This is a genomic window from Xanthocytophaga agilis, from assembly GCF_030068605.1.
Lineage (GTDB): Bacteria > Bacteroidota > Bacteroidia > Cytophagales > 172606-1 > Xanthocytophaga > Xanthocytophaga agilis.
In genome coordinates, this window is the sequence record NZ_JASJOU010000020.1 from 36649 (window position 1) to 57323 (window position 20675).

The 20675-nt window shown below is 39.7% G+C and carries 17 protein-coding genes; 4 read left to right on the forward strand and 13 right to left on the reverse strand.

All coding sequences use genetic code 11. The annotated features are described in order from the left end of the window. Positions 1-561: 561 nt before the first annotated feature. The 3 genes from QNI22_RS35665 to QNI22_RS35675 form a co-directional block, all read right to left on the reverse strand. A complete protein-coding gene (locus QNI22_RS35665) occupies positions 562-1167 on the reverse strand; it encodes a hypothetical protein (RefSeq protein ID WP_314518830.1) in 606 nt (201 codons plus the stop codon). 239 nt (positions 1168-1406) lie between these two features. Then, positions 1407-1964, reverse strand: a complete 558-nt coding sequence (locus tag QNI22_RS35670; protein ID WP_314518832.1) for a hypothetical protein — start codon at positions 1962-1964, stop codon at positions 1407-1409. Between the two features lie 94 nt (positions 1965-2058). Further along, positions 2059-2742, reverse strand: coding sequence for a TlpA family protein disulfide reductase (locus QNI22_RS35675; protein WP_314518834.1), 684 nt, complete (start codon positions 2740-2742; stop codon positions 2059-2061). A 290-nt stretch (positions 2743-3032) separates the two neighbouring features. Here QNI22_RS35675 and QNI22_RS35680 point away from each other — a divergent pair, with 290 nt between their 5' ends. Further along, the gene (locus QNI22_RS35680; RefSeq protein ID WP_314518836.1) at positions 3033-6632 is read left to right on the forward strand and encodes a fibronectin type III domain-containing protein; all 3600 of its coding nucleotides are present in this window, start codon (positions 3033-3035) and stop codon (positions 6630-6632) included. Positions 6633-6854: 222 nt separating this feature from the next. Here QNI22_RS35680 and QNI22_RS35685 read toward each other — a convergent pair whose 3' ends face one another. The 10 genes from QNI22_RS35685 to QNI22_RS35730 all read right to left on the reverse strand — a co-directional run bounded on the left by QNI22_RS35685 (position 6855) and on the right by QNI22_RS35730 (position 16984). Continuing rightward, positions 6855-8366: a serine hydrolase gene (locus tag QNI22_RS35685; protein WP_314518837.1), complete on the reverse strand. Its 1512-nt coding sequence runs from the start codon at positions 8364-8366 to the stop codon at positions 6855-6857. Positions 8367-8671: 305 nt separating this feature from the next. After that, a complete protein-coding gene (locus QNI22_RS35690) occupies positions 8672-9364 on the reverse strand; it encodes an ABC transporter ATP-binding protein (RefSeq protein WP_314518839.1) in 693 nt (230 codons plus the stop codon). Between the two features lie 16 nt (positions 9365-9380). Then, positions 9381-10616 (reverse strand): ABC transporter permease, encoded by a 1236-nt coding sequence (locus QNI22_RS35695; protein ID WP_314518841.1) that lies wholly within the window; start codon positions 10614-10616, stop codon positions 9381-9383. After that, entirely contained in the window at positions 10613-11722 is a 1110-nt protein-coding gene (locus QNI22_RS35700; protein ID WP_314518842.1) for an efflux RND transporter periplasmic adaptor subunit, read from the reverse strand. The genes QNI22_RS35695 and QNI22_RS35700 overlap by 4 nt, the downstream gene beginning before the upstream one ends. After that, positions 11719-13023 (reverse strand): TolC family protein, encoded by a 1305-nt coding sequence (locus tag QNI22_RS35705; protein ID WP_314518843.1) that lies wholly within the window; start codon positions 13021-13023, stop codon positions 11719-11721. Before QNI22_RS35705 ends, QNI22_RS35700 begins: the two co-directional genes overlap by 4 nt. Beyond that, positions 13020-13406: a hypothetical protein gene (locus tag QNI22_RS35710; RefSeq protein WP_314518844.1), complete on the reverse strand. Its 387-nt coding sequence runs from the start codon at positions 13404-13406 to the stop codon at positions 13020-13022. Before QNI22_RS35710 ends, QNI22_RS35705 begins: the two co-directional genes overlap by 4 nt. Before the next feature lie 96 nt (positions 13407-13502). Next, on the reverse strand, positions 13503-14276 hold the full coding sequence (locus QNI22_RS35715; RefSeq protein WP_314518845.1) for a LytR/AlgR family response regulator transcription factor: 774 nt from the start codon (positions 14274-14276) through the stop codon (positions 13503-13505). Further along, positions 14267-15241 carry a sensor histidine kinase gene (locus tag QNI22_RS35720; protein ID WP_314518847.1) on the reverse strand — a complete coding sequence of 325 codons (975 nt, stop codon included), beginning with the start codon at positions 15239-15241 and terminating at the stop codon, positions 14267-14269. Before QNI22_RS35720 ends, QNI22_RS35715 begins: the two co-directional genes overlap by 10 nt. Before the next feature lie 574 nt (positions 15242-15815). Beyond that, the gene (locus tag QNI22_RS35725) at positions 15816-16577 is read right to left on the reverse strand and encodes a sensor histidine kinase (RefSeq protein ID WP_314518849.1); all 762 of its coding nucleotides are present in this window, start codon (positions 16575-16577) and stop codon (positions 15816-15818) included. Further along, on the reverse strand, positions 16574-16984 hold the full coding sequence (locus QNI22_RS35730; protein WP_314518851.1) for a PAS domain-containing protein: 411 nt from the start codon (positions 16982-16984) through the stop codon (positions 16574-16576). Before QNI22_RS35730 ends, QNI22_RS35725 begins: the two co-directional genes overlap by 4 nt. 597 nt (positions 16985-17581) lie before the next feature. On the opposite strand from QNI22_RS35730, the gene QNI22_RS35735 reads away from it, so the two are divergent. The 3 genes from QNI22_RS35735 to QNI22_RS35745 all read left to right on the forward strand — a co-directional run bounded on the left by QNI22_RS35735 (position 17582) and on the right by QNI22_RS35745 (position 20609). Continuing rightward, positions 17582-18100, forward strand: coding sequence for a YceI family protein (locus tag QNI22_RS35735; protein WP_314518853.1), 519 nt, complete (start codon positions 17582-17584; stop codon positions 18098-18100). 4 nt (positions 18101-18104) lie between these two features. Further along, positions 18105-19028: a helix-turn-helix domain-containing protein gene (locus QNI22_RS35740; protein WP_314518855.1), complete on the forward strand. Its 924-nt coding sequence runs from the start codon at positions 18105-18107 to the stop codon at positions 19026-19028. Positions 19029-19304: 276 nt separating this feature from the next. Further along, on the forward strand, positions 19305-20609 hold the full coding sequence (locus QNI22_RS35745; RefSeq protein ID WP_314518857.1) for a spondin domain-containing protein: 1305 nt from the start codon (positions 19305-19307) through the stop codon (positions 20607-20609). Positions 20610-20675 lie beyond the last annotated feature (66 nt).

A 20675-nucleotide genomic window follows, 5' to 3' on the forward strand; every position in this document is an offset into this window, starting at 1 on the left:
AATGAGCCTATGGTAAATTTGAGTCAGTAAATAGCTTGATTATACCCATTTCAAAAATAATAGCTAGTATATAAAATATAAATTTTCCGAATTTTTTCTCAAACCAACTCATAATTAAGCCGAAAAAGAGGATAAAAACATTGAAATAGGATAAAGTAAACAGAATCATTACTGAAAATGCAATTAGGGTATTAAACCCTGAAGAGCTGGTTTCAAAAATTGAAAAAGGATCAGTATGTAAAAGCTTTGTTACTATAGATAGAAGAAAAAGAAAAGTTATACCAAAAGCTGCCACATCACAATATCTGAGAAATATCCGTTTGAATTTCATTCGTTCTGTTGTTTAAGGGTAAGTTTTCCATATGTATCAGCAAGGATTTTGCTTTTGCGACTCGACTTACCTCTTTATAGATTTTAACTCACCTCAAAATTGGAACAAGTTAAAAATGTTCGTAAGAATCTTCTCCTATTGATTCCTTTTCAAGGATAACTTTTAGCTCTTTTATTGAAGAAGGTTTAGTGCTAGTATAATTCTACCATTTCGCTAAGTATTTTAATCCATTACGACTCTTCTGAATCTATGGTGTGTGTTTCAGAGTCAACAGCTTGAGATGAAGAGTCATAGCCTATTGAGCTTCTTTGATTTCTACTGATAAGATAGATTGTCAGTATTACTGTAATAACAGGATAACTAATTCCAGATAGCATCCAGCCAAATGATGACCCATTAAACCTCAGAATGGATGCTACTACAATTATCGCTATATACCAGCCCCATTGTATCAGTGCAATACGAAAAGATTTAAGTTCAAACTCTTTTAATTCCTGATCATAATACCACAATGTCAGACTAAAAAGACAATAGTTTACATAAGCAGGAAAACTGCCGGAATAGGAATCTTTTATCAAAGAAAGAGCCTTAAAAAAAAGTATATCACTTACCCCAATTACCAATGCAGATACAAGCAACCATGTCAATTGGAAGGTAAATACATCATACAAAGAAGATCCTGTTAATTTATGCTCATACTTAAGCTGACGAGCCATTACAGGAGTGAAAAGCTGAGAAAAATAATAACATAAAAAAACAATAAGCACTGTTTTTAGAATAGGTAAAAGTATAGTCATTATCAGAACGATAATTCCAAGTCCAGGTGAGAAATTCATATCATCCATAAGTTATATATAATTGTATCTGACAAACTCAAAGCTAAAAGTGATAAAGGCTCATATATAGAATGCTCTAGTATATATAGCCTTCTCTATTCGTTTAATGTAAAATTTAACCTTTTAATTAATACTAAATAACTTCAATGTATCCTTGATCTGTTATATATCAATGCTATGTTTTTTGATTTTCCTGTCGTTCAGATTGGTGATAACGTCAACGGCAGAAAAATATGAGATTACTGAGCTTCTCCATCAGCAGATACATGTTTTCGCTTTTGGCTGATACTATAAACTATTCCTGCTAGTAATCCAATCAGCCCGCCTGCATAACTGAAGTTGTGCATGGAACCAACTGCAATAAAACTTTTTTTGTCAACCAGGTTTTCTTCAGGGATCCACCAATTTATGTCTGTATCTGCCAAAAAAAGTCTACCGTATACAAGCCCAATAAGACCAGTTACAAATGCAATGAGTATGGTCACACTAATTGCTCCCATTGTGGCACGAAACATTTGTTTGTTGTTTTTGTGTACTAACCCAACAAGCCCAAGAATAAGTCCGATAAGTAATCCCATCCACCAGGTTGCCATAAAACCAACAACAGAAACTTCAATTCTTGGGGATGGGAATATAGCTTCTGTACCTAAGTCCATAAGCCCGAATTGATAGAACTTAAACTTTGTGTAATACTCAGGTGAAATTGTATACGTCAACTGGTCATGTAAAATGCCATAAAGTCCGCCAATTAGCGAGGCAATTACAACTATCAAAATAAGAGTCAGAAATTTCTTCAAAGTATTTTTTACTATCGTTGAGCTTGGGGATAACACCAACGATGGGATAAAATGTGTAAAATGTTAAAAGGTCACCACAATGGACTAAAAGTTTCTACCTGAGCTTGTAGATGGCTTTTTCTAACCCATTGATATTGCCTGGATACCCTTCAAAATCATAGACGAATTCTCCTTTCTGATTAATTACAATGGTTGTAGGGTAACTATTGATATCATATTGAGTGGCTATTTGCTCTGTCTGGGGGATAATGGCAAATCCAAAATCGCCTTTCTCTTGTACATATTTTTTTAATTTATCTGCCTTTTCCCGGGCAAAGGAAATGAACACAATAGTTGGGTCGTTCTTGTACTTCTCAGCTAGTCTTTTTAATTCAGGCATTTCTTCTATACAAAAAGGACACTTTATAAACCAAAAGTTCACTACTACTATCTTTCCTTTTAGCTGATCTGTAGAATAGGTTATGCCATTTATATCTGTTGTTATAAATGAAGGGGCTTGCATATGATATTGTCTTTTGGGAGAATTAGATTCAAGCTTTTCTTTCTCCGGTTCGTTAATTCCTCTCAAAGATATTTCTGTGATTGACAACCCACTGGCTTTATAGTCTCCCACAACGTATTGACCTGTTTTTAACTTGTCTCGAAATTCTTTTTTAGAAATGGACTTTCCATTACTATCTATAAAAACAGTTGAGTTGTTTACTTTAGGTTTTTGAGCAGAAGATTCTACTATACTAATGCATATAACCAGAAGTGTTAGCAATGCTATTTTGTTCATTTCCTATTTTGGTAGTTTACTATCTATTATATAAAACCTCTAAAATATAATAATTTATATGTTTTATAGTATATAATTTTTGTGTAAAACTTTGGTGTTTGTAAATTATAAATTAACATAGGTATAATAGAATATAATCTGTGCATTAATATATAATACAAAAATATAAAGTTTATACATGTTCACTTTATCTTTCATTTGTTATTAAAGTAACTTGTTCAAAACAAGGATTTTTATACATCAAATAACCCTTACAAAATTTATTCTTTCACTTTTACCAGTTAATGACAATGAAAAAAAGTTTTTTAGGAATTTTGTTCTTTATGTTAACTATTTACAGCTATGCAACAGAATATTATGTTCGTCCAGATGGAAATGACAATAATGATGGCAAAACCAATACCTCAACTGGCGCTTTTAAAACAATAGCAAGAGCCACAACAGTAGTACCACAAGGAGCACATACTATTAATATAGCTTCGGGGACATATATAGAAACAACACACATGGCTGTTGCTCCAGGTGTATCTTTAAAAGGAGCAGGTGTTGATCAAACAATTATCAAACATGGTGATTTTGTCTGGTATAATGGAGCTATCCGCTTGTATAGCTCTAGCGTAACAGATGGGAATCAAACCCTAAGCGACTTTACAATGGATGGGATGAGTCAATCCAGTTTTGATGGTATTCGTATCGAAAATCGCAATAATGTGAAAATATTTAATATCAAAATAGTTTCTTTTTATCAGGCAGCAATCGAAGTTTTATCTACGTACCAAAATAGTATTCATGATATTGAAATATATAATTTTGATATTAGAGAGTCTTCTCGTGAATCAGCGTATGTATCTTCTGAAGGAAATATTCGAATGAATGGATCTATGGATAGGGTCTTCATTCATGATGGAACCATTTATCATCAAACAAATACTCCTGCATTAGGAGGATTTAATGCATCCGGATATGCGATTAAATTTGTACCATCTTTGCTATCAGATAATTCAACCTATAATAAAAATGATTACATCAGCCATTCAAAAATCTTTAATGTAAAAGAATATGGTAAGCCTGCTGTTGAATGGACGGAGAGTAATGGACAGTTAAGATCTAAAAATAACCTAGGTGTTGAATTCTGGAGCATTGCCGGAGAAGAAGTAGAAATCTATAATTGTGACTTTACAACTCAGCTTTCACTAGAGTATGAACCTCCTGTATTAAAAGGAAGTTATTCTTTTTGGGTACATGATAATAGATTTGTTGTAGGTCGTGAACAGTCTCTTGAGATTGCAGCAAGTAATGCTATTATTGAAAAAAACACATTTGATTGTCGTAATACTACCAATGCATGGAATGTGTTGGGTGAATATAACCATAAATCACAGGGAGGAAGCAATATTCACGTACGTAAAAATTATTTTTTACTGGGTGATCGCTCTCCTATAATCTGGTCATTAGAAAGTCCTGTAAATGGTGTGTATTTCTACAATAATACCATTACGGGTACTGGTAACCCATCTATTTTTGAGATAAGACTTGCGCAAGGTACAGCAGTAAGCACAAATCTAAAGGCTATTAATAATGTTTTTGATCTATCCACAACAGGAACTTTCTCATTAATAAGTTATCAATCTAATAGTGCGAGTCTGCCACAACCTACCAATACTAATTTTATCTATAATCACTACAGTAAGCCAATAGCAAATATCCCTACTGGTGCTGTAGTATCAAATAATTTACAAACTACTCCTGCTGTACTACATACCGGGGCATTGCCATTACCTTATTTATCTACAACAACAGGTAGTGCCTTAATAAATGCCGGAACCAGCACCTTGCCAACTAGTTATATAGCAATGACATATGCGGGTAGTTCACCTGATATAGGCGCTTTTGAATACAATGATGCATCTCCAAGTGATACTCAATCACCAAGTGTCCCTACTAATCTGAGTGTAGTAAGCAAAACCGAAACGACTGTAAACTTGTCCTGGACAGCGTCAACAGATAATGTAGGTGTGACTGGATATGATATTTACAACGGATCTGTAGTGGTAGGAACTAGTAATACTACTTCTTATACAGTTTCAGGATTAACAGCAAATACAACGTATAGCTTTACCGTAAAAGCCAAAGATGCAGCTAATAATGTTTCTGCTGCCAGCACAGCTTTAGCGGTTACTACCACATCTGGCACCCCTTCAGTAAGTAACGGATTATCAGGCGAAATGTATTCACAATTTGGTGTTTCTGTTGCAGATGGCAGATCTAAGATTAGCGGACAAACTCCTTTATATACTTTCTCTTCTACACTTGTTGACTATCCAAATGGAACAGCTACTGTAACTCAACTGGATAGTTCATGGAGAAGCTTCCTTGGGGTGGATGGACCTACTGCACCTTTACAAGAGGTACAAACTTCTACGATCCGTCTTTCAGGATACATACAGATTAAAGCAGAAAACGATGTGCTTGCAGGAAACAACACTATTGAAGTAGACTTTTTGTTAGCTACTCAGGGACTGGCTGCATTAACCATCAATGGAAGCCAGGTTATTATCAATGAAGCCAACTGGACGTTTTCATCAGCTTCAGCTCGTGTGAGTTTCCCATCAGCAGGATTTTATCCAATAGAAGTTTTCAATACCATCCCCTGGAATCATGCTGCTGTTGAGTTGTACAGCAGTATTGCAGGAACACAGAACCCAGGACGTGGCACTACTCAGGCTCCTTATCTTGTACCTCAAGCAGTTCTCTTTAAGAGTCTACCAGCAGTGGATACTCAAGCACCTAGCGTTCCTACAAACGTAACTGCATCTGCTATTACAGGAACAAGCTTTACATTATCCTGGAACGCATCTATTGACAATGTTGGAGTAAGTAGTTATGAAGTATTTCGTAATGGTATCTCAATAGGTACAACTTCCTCTACTACCTTTACTCTAACTGGTTTAGCTTCTGGTACAAGTTATGTAATGACAGTAAAGGCCAAAGATGCAGCTAATAATGTTTCTGCTGCCAGCACAGCCTTAACTGTTACTACACTTTCTAATGGATTATCAGGCGAAATGTATTCGCAATTTGGTGTTTCTGTTGCAGATGGCAGATCTAAGATTAGCGGACAAACTCCTTTATATACTTTCTCTTCTACACTTGTTGACTATCCAAATGGAACAGCCACTGTAACTCAACTGGATAGTTCATGGAGAAGCTTCCTTGGGGTGGATGGACCTACTGCACCTTTACAAGAGGTACAAACTTCTACGATCCGTCTTTCAGGATACATACAGATTAAAGCAGAAAACGATGTGCTTGCAGGAAACAACACTATTGAAGTAGACTTTTTGTTAGCTACTCAGGGACTGGCTGCATTAACCATCAATGGAAGCCAGGTTATTATCAATGAAGCCAACTGGACGTTTTCATCAGCTTCAGCTCGTGTGAGTTTCCCATCAGCAGGATTTTATCCAATAGAAGTTTTCAATACTATTCCCTGGAATCATGCTGCTGTTGAGTTGTACAGCAGTATTGCAGGAACACAGAACCCAGGACGTGGCACTACTCAGGCTCCTTATCTTATACCGCAAACGATTCTCTTTAAGAATCTGCCAGCAGCTCGTAAAAGTTTAGAGAATGGTGATGTTAGTAAAAACTCTCTAACGGTATATCCGAACCCTACTTCTAATAAGTCACTATCTATTGTGTATGGCAACAAGAATAACCCTGTAGTAATCAAAATTGTTGATTTAACAGGAAGAGTCGTATACAACACTACGTCTTCACTACTTAATGGCACAACGGATATATCATTGGAGGGAATTAAAGCTGGAGTTTATATACTTTCTGTACAAGAAAATGGTACGATAAGCCAGCAAAAAATAGTAATTCAGTAATGAATAACATGAGTCATCCCGAATTTTGCCCGTCCGTAAGGTCGGGCATTTTTATTGGCAATCAGTGGAAAATGAGTTATAGAAAAAGGGTCTAAAAAGCAATAAGCCTTCTAAAAAAAGAGCTTGTAAGGCATCGAATCTTTCCAACTTATTTGTCTCCTGTCGTTGGCGTTATCACTAACGGCGGGAGACAAATAAAGACAAACGAAAGCTTGTACAAGTCTACTTTTTATCCGGTAATAACTCTGCCAATGCTCGTTCAGCCCCTTTATTTTTCGGGTTTAGTTCTAGTGATTTATGGTACATCAGAATAGATTCTTGCCGTCGTCCAACGGCTTTTAACACTTGGGCGTAACTATCGTAAACGTTCCAGCTAGAAGGATACAAAATCGTATTTAATCGCAAGACTTCCAAGCCTGCCGGTTGATACCCAGTATAGAACAGTTGGAGTCCCTGCCGATTCATCTCTTGTTCATTCAGATAATAATGCGCTGTATCGGTTTTATGTATGTTGAGTTTAGCCAGAGCCTCTTCAGCATTGGTCTTGAACAGCGTTCGGGTATATAGGTTTGCCAGAGATTGTTTGTTCCCTGTCGGAGAGCCACCATTTAACACCTCAAACAAATAAACCCCAATAGGATGAGTGCCACGATGCGTTACATTGTTGAGCAGAATCACCGTTTGGTCTTTGGTGATATTACGTAAAAACAGCGTAACAGCTCCAGGCATACCTCCACTATGAAAAACTACTTTACCATATGTTGTATCTTTTAAAATCATCCAACCCAGCCCATAATAAGCGTCCGTTTTCCCCCAACCGGCTGTGGCTAGCTCCTGATTAGCGAGTCGGGTGGGTGTCAAGGCTTCCTGTAAGGTGGAAGGCTTGAGTAATTTAGAATCATACAGCGCCCGATCAAATAAGAGCAAGTCGCTGGTAGTACTAATCACATTGCCCGGCCCGATTATTCCACCCAAGTTATACAACTCAATTCGGTTGTGGGGTAGTGAATCAACCCGATACCGAATCCAGGGAGCATAGGAAGGATAATCATATCCTTTCACCCGATGCGAGTCTGCCACCTTCAGAAGTGGAGTATTGACATAGGTATGTCTCATACCCGCTGGTTGAAATATGTACTTGGTCAGGTAGGACGGAAAGGAAATACCACTCACCTTTTCCACGATTAAAGCCAGCAAACCATAGCCACTGTTGGAATAACTCCACTTCTCTCCGGGTTTAGATAGAATGGCTTTATCATCCTGATTAATGGCAGGCACTAAATCAGCAATGGTAAATTGTTTAGCAGTGTCGGCCGCATAGGGTTTTTCCAACATTTGAAAGTCGGTTAATCCGGACGTATGAGAAAGTAAATGCCGAATGGTTATATCCGAATACCTGAAAGTGGGAAGATACGTTTTCACTGGATCATCCAGCTTGAGTTTTCCTTTCTGCTTCAACTGAAGAATAGCCACCGAGGTAAATAGTTTAGAGACTGAGGCTAATTGAAAAGCAGAGTGCTCATCCACAGGCACGTGATTTCTCACATCCGCCAACCCTAGTGACTTCTGGTAGATGATGGCTCCTTTTTGGGCGATCAGAATATTACCCGAAAGCTCATAATTAGCAAATTGTCTTGCTACTAAGCTATCAATCTGTTGCAGATCAGGCTGAGCACAGAGCGTATTTGCATACATAAAACAAGTAAAGGTCAGTAGATAAATCAATGTTTTCATAAGGTAGTGATATAGTACGAAATATTTCGTAGATTTTCTCAACAAGGCTTGTGCCATAACTGAAAACAGGGCTTTATTTATCATTAAGGCTTACTATTACTCTTACACGTGTTCAGATTCGAACACGTGGTATTCATTTCTGAACAGCTACTAAAGATTTGTTAGAGTCCTGAATAGCAAAATGCCTGTTGCCCCAGGGTTCATCCCGAATGTCAATTTTGATGGGAAAGCCTTTTTCTTTATTTCCTGATATTGATAATACAAAGTTCAGGGAAACTACAGGAGTTTGTTTTGGTCAAGAGTTATTAATTATTTAACACCTGGACAATTCTTCCATCAGCCATTTCAATGGTGCGTTGGCTGGCCTTGGCAAAGTCGTTATCGTGGGTTACAGCGACAATCGTTTGCCCAAATTCCTCAGACAATTGTCTGAACATATCCAACACGATTGCAGTATTTTTGCTGTCCAGATTGCCAGTCGGTTCATCTCCCATAACAATCGCCGGATCATTGATTAAAGCCCGGGCAATAGCTACTCGCTGTTGCTGTCCACCCGATAGCTTGGAGGCGTCTTTTAGTGCCTGATCGGCAATACCCAACATGCGTAGTTTGTCATAGGCTTTGGCTTCAATTTCCGGATAGGATAATCTGCCCAGTTTCAATGCCGGAATCATCACATTTTTCAGACAGGAAAATTCGGGCAGCAAGTAGTGAAACTGAAAGACAAACCCAATCGATTGATTGCGGATTTGGGCGAGAGTATCCAGCTTCTGCCCCGTAACCTTTTGCTGCTGGATATATAGCTCTCCACTGTAATTAGTATCCATTGTACTGAGGCAATACAACAGTGTGGATTTGCCACTGCCACTCTTACCAACAATAGTAACAAACTCTCCGGTGTGTATCTCAAAAGAGATATCGTCCAATACCTTAAACCGAACCGGATCGTGAAAGTATTTTTCTAAAGACCGAGTGGCTAACACTACATTATTTTTCATTGGCTGATACATAGTATTATTTTCTGAAAATGGTGACCGGATCTACTTTTCCAGCTTTGCGGGCTGGAAAATAGCCTGCGCCTACTGAAACCAACATGCCAAATGCCGATCCGCTGATCAACAAACCACCCTCCAACTGAACAGGAAAGTAACCTACTGGAGGCCCTATATACACATTTCGCAGAAGCGTGACGAGTATTGTACCGATCAATAGTCCTGCCAATGTACCTGCACTCCCCATGATCAATGATTCGGACACGAATATCTTTATGATATCTCCTGTATTGAATCCATTGGCTTTCAAGATGGCAATATCGTTCATCTTCTGGCTGATGGTCATATTGATGATATTGTAAATACCAAAAGCAGCAACCAATAGGATTGAAAAGGAGATCAGCGGGGTCATCGTACCCAGCATTTTGTTCTGGGCCAGTTGTTCGGCATTGGAGGTTTGCCAATCTTCTACCTTGTATTTCGTGTATTGTTGAATCTGTGTCGAAAAGTAACCGGCTGAGTCGGGGTTACGAACTTTAACATACAGATCAGTAATTTCTGATGGGCTTTTTCTAAGCAGCTTTTGTGCTGTGCCAATATGCATGTATGCTTTCGAATCATCCAAATCCTTGGTATCTGTACTGAAAATGCCGACTACTTTTAATCGCCGCGAAACCCCTTCAGAAGACACAACAGTCACCTGGTCGTTGAGTCTGAGGTTTAATTTTTCGGCAATTCCTTTGCCAATCACAATGGCATTAGGAGCATAGCTGATGGGTTGGACGGAGCCTGCCAGCAAGGTGCCTGCAATATTAAACATTGCATCTGCTTCGGCGACTACAATCCCATCCGCTACTCCTTTTACCTGCGTTTTGCCATTTTTCAAAAAAAGATCAACCTTGACGTACGGAGCTACCTGCTCGACAAAGTCTAGGGATGCAATATCTTTAGCCAACTCCTCTGAGTTTAGGATCAGGCGGGAGCGATTGGCAAATTGTGGATTGATAAGAACTGGTATCTGCTGTGGATGTTTACTTGTGGCCAGAGGCAGACTTAGTTGATCTTCACTATAAATCCGGATATGTGGAGCAGACTTGAACAAGCTTTTTTTGGAATATGTACTTACGCCAACCACAATGGAATTGGAGAAAATATACAAAGCAATACCCACAGTTACCCCCAACGCTGCCACCAGGGTTTGTTTTTTGCGGGTGAGTATGTGAGTAAGGGCAATCTGATAGTTGACACTTAGTTTCATTGGGAGTCATAATTAGGTAAGACAAGAGCTGACTCTTCGGTCAGGCCAGAGAGAACCTGCACCCATTCGTTACTTACATAGCTTACTTTCACAGATAAAGGTTCTTTGTGGCCTTTAAGGTATACCTGGTTGGCATAGTTTATATATTTCTTAGGAATGAGTAAGGCGTTTTTAGCAGTATCAACCTGAATGTTGACTTGTACCTGGGTTTTGACTACTTTAAAATCCAGCTCGCCTTCTGGTTTTATGTGTATAGTAAATGATTGCTTTTCTTCGTTGTAGGTGGGCATAATTTGGGATACTCTTCCCTGGTAAACCGAATCAGAAACAGTATTGAGGCGAATGAGCACCTTTTGGCCTACTTTTACTTTTTGAATACTGGTTTCGTCTACATCGGTTTGTACATACAACTGGTCGATGCTTCCGATCACAGCAATGGCATCACCTTTCCGGACAAAATCACCTGTATTCTTTAACTTTTGCAGGACTCTACCTGCCGCAAGGGCCTTGACCTGATTCTGAGATTGCAGGGATTGATACAAAGCTTGCTGGGATTGGTTAACTACCACATTTTCCCGTGCTTCATTAAGCAACTGAGTGTAGTTCTGTGAAGCCGCCATTAACTCAAATGTACTTTTTTTAAGCTGTAGTTCTGCCTTCTCATAGGTATCTAGGGATATACTGTTGGATTCCAGCAGGTTTTGGTGACGAATCTGATTTATCGAGTCGTAAGCTACTGTAGATCTGGCCTGTTCCAGCCTGGCGCGTGCCTGCTGGAGAGCCGGAGCATTGGACCGTGTATTGTTCGCAGCCAGTATCAGCAGTTTTTCTGCATAGATTGTGTTGATATCATTCTGTGGGTTACGTATAGCAGCAATGAGCTGACCGACAGTTACCTGATCATTTTCGTGCACATAGATTTCTGTGAGGTATCCATCAGTTAAGGCAGTAAGTGTATACTCGTTTTCAGCTTCCAACGTACCGGATGCAAACACATATTCGACGACATCTTTTCGGATTGGCTTGGTTTCTTCCTGTGGCCGGGAACAAGACAAGAGAAGAAACAGCACAGCAATGATAGCTGAATAAAGAAATCGGGTCTTCATTTTATGGAGTTATGAATGAGAATGAATTGTTCCTGAAGTTTTACTTTTTGTGCGGATGCTATACGTGTATACTGAGCATCTATACTGGCGTTCAAGCTATTAATTGTATCTTCCAGTGTCACCAGACCCACCTGGTAGTTGAGCAAATTCTTATCATAGGTTTCTTTTCGTAGTCGTTCGATTTCAAGGGCAGATGCATGCTCACTCTGTGCCTTACGCAGGTTGGTTTCCAACTTGCGTACTTCCAGTTCATCCTGAATTATGGCTTTTTCCAGGTTAAACTGATTAATTTTGACCTGATACTTCTGGCGATAATAGCCACTTACACTGGCATTACCCGGAATAGGTATAGACACACGAAAACCGTAATAGCTACTGGGAACCCATGACTGGCTTGAAGTAAATGGATTAGCCTGGGTATCAAACAATTGTCTCTGATTACTCAGAATCAGCGATAAGTAAGGCAGGTTTGTATATGCTTCCTTTCTGAATTCTGTCCTGGCAAATTCATAAGACAACAGGGCATTTCGCTGATGCAGGTTTCGGCTCAACGGTTCAGCTGATGCAGATACAACGGGAGGAGGATTTGGGACAAATTCCAGCGGCTCACGAATATCCATCCATGATTGCAGTGTATTGATCTGAAGCTCTATCTGATATTGAATCTGTTTCAGATTATCTTGCTGTGTGAGTCGGGAAATGGTGGCCTCGTTTACCTGTTGTTGAGTAGCTAATCCGTTGGCAAACTGATTGGTGACTGCCTGAAGCAACTGTTCTGCATTTTCTATGAATTGCATAGTAGCATTTTTTTGTTCCTGCAGAATAAGAATGTTATAATAGACAGTAGCGGCATTTTCGTACAGGCTTTTTTTCTGAAGGGCATTTTCTGTCACCACCAACTGACTGTTGATCTGGCTCAGCTTAAAGTTCTGGATTCCGGTTGGGTTAATCAGCCTAATGTCGATGGTACTGTTAAAATTAGTATTGTACTGGACACCCAAAGCTACTTTTTCATATGTACCGGGTGTACCTCCCAGAATTTCAGCAGGAAAAACAGTAACAGGCAATCGGGTATTGTTTGTATAGCCTAACGAAATACTTCCTGTCGGCTCTGGAATGCTTAGGATACCAGCAAGTCTGGACTTTTTGGCTTTTTCCTCTTCCAGCTTACCGTTTTTAATCAGATAACTTTTTTGCTCCAGCACAGACACCACATCAGCAAAAGATGAAAGGATAATCTGGGCCCTGGCATGCGAAAGTATTCCTAGCCAACCCACAATAAATAATGTTAATCGTCTCATCCGTTGACTCGTTTGAAGTGAAAAAATTTGGAGAACAGCAATACCTTCACTTTAAAGTAAAAATGATCGACATCTTTGACTGTGAGTGAAACCAGAAATTGCCTGTCATCATCGGGACTAATAAGCACTCCCTGATAAGACCGTGTATTGTTGTTCCAGACCAGATCTTTCAATACAAGCTTTCCATTTTGTGCAGGATCATTCGAAACAGCCTTACCTTGAATGCCTCCATTGTGTGGGAAAAATTGTACCAATTTATCCGGATGCGTTTCATCCTGCCAAATGCCCAAAAGAGAGGGATGAGATTGTGCCCGCAAACAAGGCATTAGAGTCAGGTAAAGCCCCAGAGCCGGCAGCATAGATGTGAGAAGTTTTTGTATCATAATTCCATAGGTTAGGATACAAAAATGCAGTGAACTGTACTGGAAAGAAATGTAGACCAGGCGAAATGGACCAAATGATCTGCCAATTGGACCGGACTAGGCGTGTGTGTTCTGAAGCCACATCAAAAACTCGGTCACTTTTAACTTACCTACTAAAACATTTTCCTTGTAGGGCAGCAATAGATGCAATAAAAGTTTGCGATTGAAGTAACGGGAAGCACTTTTGATCGTCTTTCGGTTGACAAGAATTTGTCTGTTGGCACGGTAAAACTGAGGAAAGCAACGACTTTCGAGGGCGTCTAAGGTATGGGTGAGCTTATAATGTTCATTGGCAAACGTATACGCACAGACTACTTCATTTTCAATCGCAAAATAAGCAATATCTGTAAAGGGTATTGGCAGAATTTTATCGCCCCGCTGAATAATCAGTGATTGCTCTGAAGTTGGAGTAAACTCAGGTAAGGGAGTTATGGTTTGGGGTAAGGTTACACCTGAGCGGGTGAATTTTTCTTTCAGGAGTTGGTATTTGGCAAGAGAGCGTTCGACATCCGCTCGTTTGAATGGTTTTAAAATGTACTCGATTCCATTGGTTTGGAAGGCTTCCAACAGGTATTGGTCGAATGCGGTACAGAAGATAACCGGTACCGCAACAGCACATTTTTTAAAAATTTCAAAGGATAAACCATCTCCCAGGTCTATATCTGAGAAGATGAGATCAACGATGGGCTTTTGTTCAAAAAAATAGATGGCCTCATCTACTGAATGTAGAAAAGGTAATAGTTCAATGCTATCATCCACTGAACGGATGGTTGTTGCCAGGTCTCTGGCAGTCAGCCGTTCATCTTCTATGATAAGGACCCTTATAGACATACAACAGGAACTTTAACAGTAAATGTATCCTTTTGATCGGTAACCTCTATAGATGTTTGAAACATAAGCTTATAACGGTTGCTGAGATTGGCCAAACCGGTTCCTGAGGTAACTTGCAAGTGTTTGGGCTGTTTTGGGTTGGTAATGACAACATGTTTATCTTCTGAAAAGATCTGAATCAGCAATGGCTTTTTGACTGACAAGGCATTGTGTTTAATGGCATTCTCTACAAGTGACTGTACCGCAAATGCAGGGACATGACATTGCAGCAGCGGATGGGCAATCTGAACCGAATACTGGAGTGCCTCTCCAAAACGAGTTACCTGAAGGTGTAAGTACTCCTGTGTAAACGCAATTTCTTCTTTGAGGGACACTATCTGTGTATTACCGGCCTGATTGGTATAACGTAAAAACTCAGATAAGCTAAGGGTATACTGTACTGCTCTATCTTGATCGAGGGTAATGAGGGATTTGAGGGTGCTTAAGGCGTTGAATAAAAAATGGGGCTGCAACTGTTGTGTGAGTGCTTTTTTCTGAGCTTCCAGATTTTCCAGTTTCACTTTGTCTAGTTCTACTTCAACTGATACTTTGTCTTCTTTTAGCCGTTGCAACCGAAGGATGATTAAAATGATGCTATTGATGGCTAAAGTTGAAATCAATGGATAGATAAAGAAAGATAATGTCTGTAGATTTTCAGATAGGATAGGAATAAATAACAAAATACCCAGATGAAATACCAATGATCCTGAGTAGCTGATAATGTATTTGGTTACCTGTGTTAAAGATGTTTTGAATAACATACTGTTGGCTAACCAAAAAAACATAATCATTAGCGTCAGTGCCAGATAGCTCACAACAATGTATGCTGGTTTAATGTGTGCAAAGAGATACACCGGAGCAATACCATAGAAGGCAATCAATGGTGAGGCAAGTAGTAGTAATTTATATTCTTTATTAATCGCCATACAGATTTGATTACTACACAAATAAAGCCATACAGAGATAACTATTACACATATAGCACCTTCTTTTTTTGTTTGACAGGTTGAGGGATTACCTGAAAAACTCCATAATTTATATGAGTTGATTGCAAATTTATTCTTTCTTTTACTACGAGCAAACCAAGGGAATGACCACAGTTGTTTCAGCTGATCATGTAGGCAATCCAGAGAGTGTCTTATCCTAAAAGGATCGCTATGCATGCCTGAAGGTTAAAGCTTTAAAAATGGTAGCTAGTTTGTTTTGTTGCTCTGTCTCCCATTTTATTCCCATCGCAATCTCTCTTTTTCGTCTTCTGAATGGCTGTCACTTCCCTTTTATACTACCTGTAGGGAACTTTCCTCCCTGTCCTTCTGAAGAACAAAAAAGGGTATAGTGTTTTTGAACAGGAAGAAAAATTTTCTTTCAGAAAGGCAAAAAATAAACAGAGAAAAAGAAACAAACTCTCTTAGCTTGACAGCGTTGCTTGACATCATTGAGCGGATGCTTGTGCCAGAGACTTCCTTTACTTCCGGAAAAGAGATGGAATAGAATACGCTTTCACGGCTTGCTCTCTATATAACGGGGAATCTGCACAAAGAAAGTGGTTCCCTTACCTTCCTGGCTTTCAAACCAGATCTTGCCCTGATGCCACTCTACAATGGTCTTGATGATTGACATGCCCAGACCGGTGGTTGGCTCGTTGTGCAGGCCCGGCCGGCGGGCTTTGGTAAACTTGTCAAACAGTGAACTGTGGTACTTTTCTGGTATACCGATGCCGTTATCTTCCACACGTACCAATACCGAATCTGACTCGGGCTGGTCTTCGATATGAACAGCAATCAGTCCGCCTTCAGGAGTAAACTTAATGGAGTTGGAAACCAGGTTGGTAATTGCCAGTATAAACTTAACTTCGTCAATCGCTACATAGATTGACGGGTCTGAACTGGTAAACTGAAAGGTGAGTAGCTTTTGCTGGGGGGTATGCTGAAACTGCTCTATCAACTCACGTGTCTTCTGCACCAGATCCACACGCCCTTTGACTACATCTACCTCGGAAGATTCTAAAAATTCTTGTTCGACAAAGTCGCGGATCAGCTTGAGTGAATGTTTGCTGGTCTGGGAAATCAGGCTGACTACCCGTATCAGATCCTCATCATTGTATTCTTTCAAACGACTGATCGTCAGTGAGGATAGCGACTGAATTGTGCCCAACGGTCCGGCCAGTTCATGGGAAAGTATATGGAGAATAGCATTTTTCTTGTTGGAATACTTGGTTTCTACATCCAGGTAGTATTTTAATTTAGTGATATCTTCTATCATACCACCCAGCAGGCGTTTGTTTTATCTAAGCCAACCGGAATAGACAAGGGCAGCAGACGCAGCCATTTAATTGTCCGGTCTTCAAGCTGAATACGAAACTCAATGGGTTGCCGGATAGCTTCCTCCTGCCGGCTAGTCTCTTTATCCGGCGTTTGTTGACCAGTAGCTGGCTGGTTAAGCAGTTGCTGGTAGATATCGCTTACATAGGATCGGTCTTCGGGATGAACCAGGTCCCACAACTGGCTGAGTTTCAATTGTTGGCGGCTACAGTTAAATACCTGTTCAAATGCCGGATTCAAATAGGAAAACTGCTGAAGATCCGGATCGAAAGCGAAAACAATAAAGCTGCTTTGTTGTGCCAGTTGAGATAAAAAGGCAGCAGAGTAAAAATCCAAGGGTGCGTCCATAGCGTCGATTGGGTTTGTATCCAGATCGACTTGATGTTGTGAGTACAGCACGTTGGCTAGTGTGACACAACCTTTGAGAAGAAGAGGAAAATGAAATTACAAAATGATAGTTACAAAGTTATAATGGCATTGCCGTTGTAATGCCTGGCAATAGTACGCTTAGCTTTTGGAACATTCAGCTGGCAAGATTAGTTTCCGCTCTGCGAGGAATGGGAGGACATTGGGAGGACATTGACAGAGTTTGTGCAAAGAAACCGTTCCTGGAAATGCATCGGTTGAAAATGAAAGTATCCTGCCAACTACAGATGAATTTTCACCATCGTTTAGCTTGGGGATAACATCAATCTGGGAAAGACAATAGGTATGTTGAAAATCAATGACGGATTACATAGCCACTTTCATCCAGAGTCGCAAAACCAACGATGGGGAAAATACCATCTTTCTTAAAGAGGCTGATTGTGCAGCTTACTTGTGAACAGAAAGAATATAACTTTTTGGTACTTATAAGAGTCGTTTGGAATACAACAACAGTCGTTTGAGCTACATCTTTTTTCTGACAGTATGGCAATTTTGCATCATCAGGAAATAAACAAAATTATGGCAACAACAAAATGGATTTCAGACTCTGCTCACAGCGAACTACAATTTAAAATCAAGCATTTGATGATTTCAACAGTTACAGGATCTATTAAAAAGTTTGAAGTAATGGTCGAATCACATGGGGATGACTTTACCAATGCAACAATTAATTTTATAGCAGATGTACATTCTATTGATACAAATAATCCCGAACGTGAGAAGCACTTGCAGGCAGTAGAGTTTTTTGATTCCGCACACTTCCCTACAATTACGTTTGAAAGTACCAGAATGGAAAGAATCGATGAGGAAAGCTATAAATTACATGGCAGTCTTGTGATAAAAGGCATTAGCAAATCAATAGTGATCGATGTCGAACATGGTGGCATTGTCGAAAAGGATCGTTTTGGAAACAAAAAAGTCGGCTTTACAATAAATACAAAGATCAACCGTCATGACTTTGGTGTAGGTCCTGTAAATCCAGGTTTAGGTGATGAGATAAAACTCTACAGCAGCATACAGATTGTGAAGCAAATGTAGTCTGATGACAAGCCAGAAATTTTATAGCATTAAAACCATCAGCGAGTTTCATCAACTCAGACGGTTGTCTGCCCCTGAACATCCATTGATCAGTATCATCGACCTGGAATGTCTCAGGCATTTACATATAGATGGATATACAACCCTGACATTGGATTTTTATTGGATTGCATTGAAAAGATCTTCCAATGTAAAAGTAAGGTATGGACAACAGCTTTATGATTTCAACAAAGGCATCCTCTCATTTATGTCGCCCAACCAGATTTTTAGTATCGCTCCTGATACTGAAAATGAGGAGCCGGAAAAGTCAGGTTGGGCATTGCTTATTCATCCTGATTTTTTGTGGAATACGCCATTAGCTAAAAACATCAGACAGTATGAATATTTTACCTATTCCGTGAATGAGGCACTGTTTCTTTCTGAAAAGGAAGAAATACTAATCACTGGTATCATTCAAAACATTCAGCAGGAGTACCACACAAACATCGATAAATTCAGCAAACAGATTATTATTTCACAAATTGAAACATTGCTTAGTTATGCTGAAAGATTTTACCATCGTCAGTTTGTTACCCGTGAAAAAACGAACCATCAGATTTTGGAACGCGTAACTATATTGCTTACCGATTATTTCAATAATGAGAACCTGATAAGTAGAGGATTGCCTACAGCTCAGTATATTTCAAAAGAACTTGCTATATCTCCCTCTTATTTGCGTAGCCTGCTCAAAATGCTGACAGGACAAAACACCCAACAGCACATACATAACATGCTGATTGAAAAAGCAAAAGAAAAGCTGTCTACCACTGAATTATCTGTCAGTGAAATTGCCTATCAGTTAGGATTTGAATATTCACAATCATTCAGCAAACTGTTTAAGTCCAAAACAGACATGTCTCCGCTGGAGTTTAGGGCTTCATTTGATTAAACCTCTCCTTGTAGTTTGTAGGATAGTTAAGATATTCAACTAAGGACCAGAAATAGACTCGATTTTTTTGTAAACAACCCTGTATCTACATGTCTATCATGTGCAGAAAAACTAATCGTAACTTTTGTTTTCTGTTGTTATTTTTAAGAAATAGAAAATACAAAAAATAAATACAAATCCTCTCACTATCCTCACCTGTAATCATCTTTACATTTTTTGACAGAAGATTTGTAAGGAAAACAACTCTATCCCGACAAAGAAGGAAAAACTTTCCTTATGAACCATTTTCAAAACATCAGCCGCTGGGCAGTAGTGGCATTTTTAGCATGTAATCTTTCAGCTTGTAAAGATGATAAGGACAATGCTGTAACACCATCACAGCAAACAACTATCACTGTAGAGAATGTGCTCAACTCAAAACCATTGGTAGAGTCAGGTACTTTTCAGGGAACGGGCTCTCCGGCTGTGATTCTTCCGGGACAGATGGTTAGCATTTCGTTTTCAGCAGCCAAAGGAGAGGCTATTACATTTGCTACCATGTATGGATGGTCCAATGACTTGTTTTTTGCCCCAGCAAACCCAGGTATTTTGCTATATGACTCCAATGGAATGCCAATAGAAGGGGATGTTTCTGCACAGATTAAATTATGGGACAATGGTACACGAATCAATCAAAAGCCAGGATCTACAGTGAACCATCCGGGCACTGTAGACAGCCAGTCTGTTACAGAAGTAAACGGTTCGGATGCACAAGGCAATGCATATACTCCTGCATCCAAACTGGTAAAAGCTACCCTGCAATACAAAGGTAATTCTCAGTTTACACTTACCCTTGAAAACATCTCTGGTGGCACAGCCAACGAAACACCTCTTAGTCCTGGTGTATGGGCGGTTTCGTATATAGTTGGGGGAAACCTGTTGGATGCGAATCCTCTCTACACCAGCGGACAGCCTACGGCCAATGGGTTGACCAATATTGCAGAGGCTGGTGACAATTCTGTATTGAGTGCCTATATCAAAGATATGACAGGTATTTTCACGCCTCTTTCACCTGTGCTGGTAGTGGTTTATAATGGGATAGATAATCCTATCTATAAGACAGGTGAAGTGGATCGGGGACAAGGTTTAAGACCATTGGCTCAGCAAGGCAACGCAGATACACTAGCGGCTTATCTGAAAGGAAAGCCTGGGATTAAAGCTGTGTATGTATTGCCAGCTCCCAGTACCAAAGTCTTGCTTCCTGTTATTGGCAATCAACAGGGTGGAATGGTTTCACAGCAGATCTCTGTTTCAGCGGGAGATAGAATAGCTATTGCCACGATGTATGGCTTTTCCAACGACTGGTTCTTTGCGTCGGCTGATAATGGAGTGGATGCCACCACAAAAGGAGATATTACCTCCACAATCAAACTCTATGATGATGGCACAGCCATTAATCAGTTCCCAGGAGCTGGAATCACTCAGTTTAATCTGGCAGGTACTCCTTTAAAAGAGTCCCAAGCCATTGCCGAAGTGCCGAATCCCAATGCGTTTACAACACTGCCTGATATTACAGCAATGATTAAAGTAACGCTTCAATAGGCTTTAATACAGGAATAGCTGAAAATACAGTTTTAGAAAAAAAGATTGGTCTTCAAGACCAGTCTT